Genomic DNA, 868 nt, shown 5'->3' on the forward strand with positions numbered 1-868 from the left:
GTGGCCGCCGAGATGGGCATCTCCCGGCCCACGGCCTACAAGTGGGTACGTCGATGGCGCGACCATGGCGAAGCGGGCTTGCACGACCGCTCCAGCCGGCCCCATACGACCCCGCACCGCACCGCGGCGGACGTGGAGGCCAAGGTGTGCCACTTACGCACCACTGGCAAGCTCGGCCCGGCTCGGATCGGGCCGATCCTCGGCCTGGCACCTTCCACCGTGCATCGCATCCTGACCCGCCACAACCTGCACCGCCTGGTCTGCCTCGATCGGCCCACCGGCCAGCCGATCCGCCGCTACGAACGCGACCGGCCCGGCGAACTGGTGCACATCGATGTGAAGAAGCTCGGCCGTATCCCCGACGGCGGAGGCTGGCGCGCCCTGGGCCGGGCAGCCTGTCCCGACCGGCGTCGAAGCACCGGCTTCGACTACATCCACTCGGCCGTCGACGACCACACCCGCATCGCCTACAGCGAGATCCACCCCGACGAGAAAGCCGCCACCTGCGCCGCGTTCCTGCGCCGGGCAGCGGCCTTCTTCGCCACCTGCGGCATCAGCCACATCGAGCGCGTCCTGACCGACAACGCCTGGAGCTACCGCAAAGCAACCGCCTGGCAGCGAGCCCTGGCCGATCTCGGCGCGACCGGCAAACGCACCCGCGCCTACCGGCCACAAACCAACGGCAAGGTCGAACGCTTCAACCGCACCCTGCTGGAGGAATGGGCCTACATCCGCCCCTACGCCAGCAACGACGAACGCACCGCCGCTCTGCAAGACTTCCTGCACACCTACAACCACCACCGCTGCCACACCGCGCTCGGAGGCCAACCACCGATCACCCGCGTCAACAACCCTGCGGGTCAATACA

1 protein-coding gene is annotated in these 868 nt (G+C 68.9%); it reads left to right on the plus strand.

The genetic code is table 11. From position 1 onward, the window contains the following. On the plus strand, positions 1-868 hold an 868-nt coding region (locus HTZ77_RS44905), incomplete at both ends, for an IS481 family transposase (RefSeq protein WP_175595917.1).

This window comes from Nonomuraea montanisoli (assembly GCF_013363975.1).
GTDB lineage: Bacteria > Actinomycetota > Actinomycetes > Streptosporangiales > Streptosporangiaceae > Nonomuraea > Nonomuraea montanisoli.